This window comes from Peribacillus sp. SIMBA_075 (assembly GCF_046534585.1).
The window spans coordinates 1-257 of sequence record NZ_JAWRYN010001013.1 but is presented as its reverse complement, the minus strand read 5'-3'; the positions used below and the strand labels follow the sequence as shown (position 1 = coordinate 257).

1 protein-coding gene is annotated in these 257 nt (G+C 49.0%); it reads left to right on the top strand.

What is annotated here, in order from left to right:
* Positions 1-257, top strand: a 257-nt coding sequence (locus SB775_RS31350) for a winged helix-turn-helix domain-containing protein (RefSeq protein WP_410865177.1), incomplete at both ends; no start/stop codon positions are given.

Here is a 257-nt window from a genome sequence, read left to right as displayed (position 1 = left end):
GACTTGTCTTGTATATGGAGCGGCTTGAATTGCATTGCCGGGAAACGGAAATCCCGCTACAGAAAAAAGAGAGCACCATTTTGGAATTATTGATGGCCGCTTACCCGAAAGTGGTCACTCGCGAGCAATTGCTGGAAGAATTATGGGATGACCAAGCCTTCGTCGATGAAAACACCTTGAATGTCAATATGGCCCGCGTGCGCAAAAAATTGACGGATTACGGCATCCAGAGCTTTGTAGAAACGGTCCGCGGCGCC